Origin of the sequence: Microbispora sp. CSR-4, assembly GCF_008033685.1 — a bacterium.
Classification (GTDB): domain Bacteria; phylum Actinomycetota; class Actinomycetes; order Streptosporangiales; family Streptosporangiaceae; genus Microbispora.
Genome location: NZ_VJVX01000121.1, coordinates 1 through 6,409 on the forward strand (window position 1 = coordinate 1; position 6,409 = coordinate 6,409).

Annotated in this window: 2 protein-coding genes and 1 pseudogene; all 3 read left to right on the forward strand. The window is 69.8% G+C overall.

Annotation, left to right across the window (positions count from 1 at the left end):
* Nucleotides 1-535: 535 nt before the first annotated feature.
* The gene (locus FLV34_RS38515) at nucleotides 536-958 is read left to right on the forward strand and encodes an HNH endonuclease signature motif containing protein (RefSeq protein ID WP_187280860.1); all 423 of its coding nucleotides are present in this window, start codon (nucleotides 536-538) and stop codon (nucleotides 956-958) included.
* A gap of 867 nt (nucleotides 959-1,825) precedes the next feature.
* Complete coding sequence (locus tag FLV34_RS38520; protein WP_261986072.1) at nucleotides 1,826-5,329, forward strand: S8 family serine peptidase; 3,504 nt, start codon at nucleotides 1,826-1,828, stop codon at nucleotides 5,327-5,329.
* A gap of 286 nt (nucleotides 5,330-5,615) precedes the next feature.
* Nucleotides 5,616-6,409, forward strand: a pseudogene (locus FLV34_RS38525) (DNA-directed RNA polymerase subunit beta); the annotation flags it as partial.

Sequence of the window (6,409 nt, forward strand, 5' to 3'; positions counted from 1 at the left end):
CGCGACGGCTTCGGACGCGCCGCTATCACAGGCAGCGTGCTCGGAGGCTGCTCCATCGCACACAACGCCTTCGGAGGCAGCGCCTTCGGAGGCGGCGTGGCCGGACCCTCCGCCCGAGAACGCCTCCGCACGTCACACCCACGCCGGGCCTGGGCCTGCGGGGGACTGCCGGCGTGGCCAGAGCACGTGCCGGTGCGGCAGCCAGGGCGCGTGGCGGTGCAGTGGTGAGGCGCGGTGCTCGCGTGCGACGCAGGTGCCGGGGACATCGGGACCGTCGGGAGCGACGCCCGGCGGGCCCGGACCGGAGCGGGAGACAGCACCCGGATGGGCATCGGGAACGGCACCGGGAGCCAGGCGAGCGACGCCGGGGACGGCGCAAGAGGCGTCACAAGGAGGGGCACAGGGAGCGGCGCAAGGTGCGTCACCGGGATCTCCGGGTGCGTCGGCGGGCGCGATGCCCGGGGCGTTCTTGGGTGCGGCGTTGGGAGCGTCGGCAGGCACGCTGCCTGGGTCGCTGCTGGGGGCGTCGTTGGGAATGGCACCGGGGACCGCGCCGGGGTTGCTGCTGGCGACCGGGCAGGTGCTGCCCGTCTCCAGCGTGCACCGGCTCGCCCGGACCTCGACTCTGGTGCGGATCGTCATGAACGCCGAGGGACAGGTGCTGGACATGGGCCGCAAGGTCCGTCTGGCGACTCCTGCCCAGCGGCGGGCCATCTTCGCCCGGTACGCCACCTGCTGGATCGACGGCTGCCCCCTGCCCGCGACCATGTGCCAGATCGACCACGCCGACAACTGGAGCACCGGCGGGCTCACGGACCTGAAGCTGCTGGGACCGGCCTGCCAGTTCCACAACCGCGACCGCTACCAGCACCCCGACCGCTACACCCGCCGCAAGATCGGCACCGACCGCTGGGCCTTCACCTACCACCGGATCGGGAGCAGACGGCCGCGCGAGTGAGGCGGGAGGCGCAGTGGGCTACGCGCGGACAGACCGGGGCGAAGCGCGGACAGGCCGGGCTTCGTTTGGGCGATTGTTCGCCGAGTCGCTGTCCTACCTAGGGGACGTACTCGACCGCGACTCCACTGCCTATGGCGCCGACTCCTCCAGTTCTCTGCCATGCGTGAGCGTTTCGCCGACTGGAAGCGGAACTGCTCTCGGGCACGTGATTCCGTCGGCGGCCGTACATCCGCACCGCGTCCTCTCACCCTCATGTCTCACGACGATCACCCTCATGTCTCACGACGATCCACGCGCCGCTGCGTAAGCACGACACCCGGCAATGCCGGGACGCCGTCAGCCGACCCGCGGCCTGGCCTGGTCCGCGCGGCGCGTGCGTGTCCGTCTCCGGATCGCTCCGTTCGCCGTCGACCCGAACTCGGACCGAGCGGCTCGTGCTCCGCGAGCCCGAGGCGCGGGACCGTACGACGTTCGTCGGGTGCACACCCACCTCGGTGGGATCGGGAGCAGGGGGCGTCAGGCCAGATCCATGGGGGCAGGGGCCATGGGGGTGAGGCCGAGGGCGGCGGGCCCGGGGCCGAGGCGCGGCCGTCCTTGGGCCTCTCCTCCGGCACGAAGGGCGCAGGTAGGGCGGTGGGGACGTCCGCCTCGGCGGCCAGGGTGTGGTCGCGGGGCACACATTTCGGCTGTCCTGATCGGGCAGTAAGGGGCGATTGTTAAATCCAGTTGAACTCTTTGCCCTGATCTTGCCCATCTTGGCAAGATCCACAACGATACGTCCCCGGAGTTCATCCGAACCCCACTAGTCCCTTTTCCCCCTGTGGGTGCCTGTTTGCCCACATAGGAGAGCTTGTGTTACTCCCGCACGTGCGGCGTGCGGTCCTGATCGGGACCGCCGCCCTCGCCCTGCTGCTCCCGCAGAACGCCGCGGTCGGCGCAGCATCGGCCACACCCGGACCGGACAAGGTCGATCGGGTGGTCCAGAACGACCTGTCCGCCCACGGAAAGGCCACCTTCTGGGTACGGCTCAAGGACCGCGCCGACCTCGGCGCCGCCCGAATGGCGAAGAACAAGAACGACAAGGCGCGGCAGGTCTACCGGCTGAAGTCGGAGACCGCCGCTTCCTCTCAGGCCGGCCTGCGCAAACTCCTCACGAAAGCGCACGCGGAGTTCACCCCCTTCTGGATCGTCAACACCGTCAAGGTGACCGGTGACGCGAAGCTGGCCGCCGAGATCGCCCAGTTGCCCGAGGTGACGGCGATCGAACCGTCCCGTACGGTGCCCCTGCCCGACCCGCAGCCGGCCAGGGCGCAGGCCGCGACCGCCTCCGTCGAGTGGAACATCGACCGCATCAACGCCCCGAAGGTGTGGGACGAGCTCGGCGACCACGGCGAGGGCATCGTCATCGCCAGCATCGACACCGGTGTCCAGTGGGACCACCCCGCCCTGGTCTCCCAATACCGGGGCACCCAGCCGGGCGGCGCCGTCGACCACAACTACAACTGGTTCGACCCGGCGCACGTCTGCCCCGGCCAGGCGCCGTGCGACGACCGCGGCCACGGCACCCACACCGTGGGCACCATGGTCGGCGGGGACGGCGGGGCCAACGCGATCGGCGTCGCCCCCGGGGCCAAGTGGATCGCGGCCAAGGCCTGTCTCCTCACGGGATGCCCCGACTACGCGCTGCTCGCCGCCGGGCAGTGGATCCTCGCGCCCACCGACCTGAACGGCCAGAACCCCCGTCCCGACCTCGCGCCCGACATCGTGAACAACTCCTGGGGCGGCGAGGGCATCAACCTCTGGTACAAGGACATGGTCGAGGCGTGGGTCGCCGCCGGCATCTTCCCCGCCTTCTCCAACGGCAACGCGGGGCCGGCCTGTGACACCACCGGCACGCCCGGGGGATACGTCGCCAGCTACAGCGCCGGGGCCTTCGACGCCGACGGCAGAATCGCGTACTTCTCCTCCAGAGGCCCGGGCGAGAACGGCGAGATCAAGCCGAACATCTCGGCCCCCGGCGTCGACATCCGCTCGGCGTTGCCCGGCAACGGATACGGGCTGAAGTCGGGCACCTCGATGGCCAGCCCGCACGTCGCCGCGACCGTGGCGCTGATGTGGTCGGCCTCCCCCTTCCTGCGGGGCGACATCGAGGGCACCCGGGCGCTGCTCGACCACACGGCGACCGACGTCGACGACGAGGGCTGCGGCGGCACCGCCGCGGACAACTTCGTCTGGGGCGAGGGCATGCTCGACGCGTACGCGGCCGTCAAGGCGACCCCGGCCGGTGAGCTGGGCACGCTGACCGGCACGGTCACCTCCGACGGCTCCCCGCTCGCCGGCGCGACCGTCGAGGTCTCCGGCCCGTTGAACCGCACCGTCTCCACCGCGCAGGACGGCACCTACAGCCTGCCCCGCCTGCTGAGCGGCGACTACACGCTCACCGTGCGGAAGTTCGGCTACGACGACGTCACCCGGACCGTCACCGTCGGCACCGACGAGACGGTCACCGAGGACGTCGCGCTCACGGCGCAGACCCTGAGCAGGGTGTCGGGAACGGTCACCAGTGTGGGCCTGCCCGAGGCGGGCGCCACGGTGACCGCCGCGGGCACGCCGGCCACCGCCGTCACCGACGCTCAGGGCCACTACGAGCTGCTGCTGCCGCACAAGACCTACGACCTGAAGGTCACGGCGGACTCCCTGTGCGCCGAGGAGACCACCGTGCCTGTCACGGTGACCGGCGAGATGACCAGGGACATCGCGCTGGCCAGCCACATCGACGGGTTCGGCCACACCTGCAGGAGCGGCGCCGAGCCGTACGTCGAGGGCACCCACCTGGAGCCCCTCACCTACGACGACGAGACCCAGCGGATCACGCTGCCGTTCGCCTTCCCGTTCTACGGCAAGACTTACACCAGCGGTCTGGTCAGCACGAACGGGTTCCTGAGCTTCGGCGGCAACACCTACTCCTTCCCGAGCCACGGACCACTGCCCTCCGGTGCCGAGCCGAACGCCGCCATCTATCCGTACTGGACCGACCTCGGGCTGTTCGAGGGCGAGGGCGCGCTCTACACGGCCACGATCGGCAGCGCGCCGAACCGCACCTTCGTGGTGGAGTGGCGCAACGCCCGGTTCTACGGCGTGGACGCGCTCATCTCGTTCGAGGCGCTGCTCGGCGAGGACGGCTCGATCGGGTTCCGCTACCGCGGGATCGACACCGATTACTCGGCCGGGGAGAAGGCCACGATCGGCATCGAGAACGGAGACGGCACCGACGCGTTCCAGTACTCGTCCGACAGGCCGGTCCTGCGTGACGGTCAGAGCCTGACCATCGCGGCGCGCGGACACGGACTGGTCGCCGGCACCGTCACCGACGCCAACGACGGCGGCCCGCTGACCGGCGCGACCGTGAAGGTCGGCGACGTCGCCTTCACCACGGGCCCCGACGGCGCCTTCCTCGGGCAGGTGCCCGCGGGCGACCACCACGTGGAGATCTCGGCGGCCGACTACGGCACCCTCACCAAGGAGGTCAGCGTCGCCGCCGGCGGCCGGACACGGGTGGACGCCGCACTGGCCACCGGCCGGGTCACCGTGTCCACGGGCCAGGTCACCCTGGTGATGCCGGCCTCGGCGACCAGGAACGCGACGTTCGAGCTGTCCAACCCGGGCTCCGACGCGACGTACACGATCGAGAACGACCCGGCGCAGACCTGGCTCGGCGTGACGCCGGCGAGCGGAAACATCAAGGCGGGCGCATCCGTGACGCTCCGGGTCACCGCCTCAAGCGCGGGACTGTCCCCGGGGGACGTCCGCACCGGCGTGCTGCTCGTGCGCTCGTCGAGCGGCCGGGCGCCGGTCGTCCCGGTCAGCGTGGTCGTCGTGGTGCCGAAGGTCCAGATCGCCGTCGAGGCGGGCGGCGGCAAGAACGTGGTCGACGCGGCGGGCGACACGTGGACGGCCGACCGGGAGTACACCCCTGGCGGGTACGGCTACGTGGGCGGCGGCAAGGCGAAGACGTCGCCGAAGGACGTCAAGGGCACGTCCGAGCAGGGACTGTTCCGCAGCTCCCGCGAGGGCATGCAGGCCTACCGGTTCGACCGTCTTCCGGACGGCGTCTACACCGTGGAGCTGGGCTTCGCCGAGACCCGGCACAAGAAGGCGGGCAAGCGCGTCTTCGACGTCGCCGTCGCGGGCGTCCCGGTCATCGAGGGCCTCGACCTGGCCAAGGAGGCCGGTGAGAACACGGCGGTGACCCGCCAGTACACGGTGAAGGTCACCGGCGGCCGGCTCGACGTGGTCTTCCGGCCCCACAAGGGCGACCCCATCGTGAACGCGATCCGGGTCACCGGGCGTCCGGACAAGGCGGGCGCGTAACCGCCCCCGGCTGAGACCGGCCCGCCCCTTCCGGCGGGCCGGTCTTTTCGGTGTGCGGCGGGGCGCGAGAGGTGGTTTTCTTGAGGGCGGCTTGACGATTTCCGGGCGGGCATGCGATTCTGGCTACGGGACAGAGGTTGACAATGCGGATAAGTGTGGACATTTGTTTGTAGTTTGCTTTATGCTGCCCTCTCACGCTCGCCCTCGGCATCCCACTTCCTCCTATCGAGTGAGCTGTCCTCCGGCGCGCGTGTAGTCAGTCCGCGAGTCCTCGGAAGGACACCTGTTGGCAGCCTCGCCTCACGCCTCGTCCCGCGCTTTCGCCGTACCGCCCGGTCCTCGCCGCGTCTCCTTCGCGCGGATCGAGGAGCCGCTCGAAGTGCCCGACCTTCTCGCCCTGCAGACCGAGTCGTTCGACTGGCTGGTGGGCAACGAGCGATGGAAGGGCCGGGTCGAGGCGGCTCGCCAGGCCGGGCGAAGGGACATTCCACTTCAGTCGGGTCTGGAAGAGATCTTCGAGGAGATCAGTCCCATCGAGGACTTCTCCGGAACCATGTCCCTGTCGTTCCGGGAGCACAGGTTCGAGCCGCCCAAGTACTCGGTCGACGAGTGCAAGGACAGGGACATGACCTACTCCGCCCCGATGTTCGTCACGGCGGAGTTCATCAACAACACCACGGGTGAGATCAAGAGCCAGACGGTGTTCATGGGCGACTTCCCGCTCATGACGTCGAAGGGCACCTTCATCGTCAATGGCACCGAGCGTGTCGTGGTGTCCCAGCTCGTCCGTTCACCGGGTGTCTATTTCGAGCGCAGCGTCGACAAGACCTCGGACAAGGAGCTGTTCGGCGGCAAGGTCATCCCCTCCAGGGGAGCCTGGCTGGAGTTCGAGATCGACAAGCGCGACAGCGTCGGCGTGCGCATCGACCGCAAGCGTAAGCAGCCGGTCACGGTGCTGCTGAAGGCGCTCGGCTGGACCGGCGACCAGATTCTGGAGCGTTTCGGTCAGTACGAGTCGATGCGGGCGACCCTGGAGAAGGACCACACCTCCGGCCAGGACGACGCGCTGCTCGACATCTA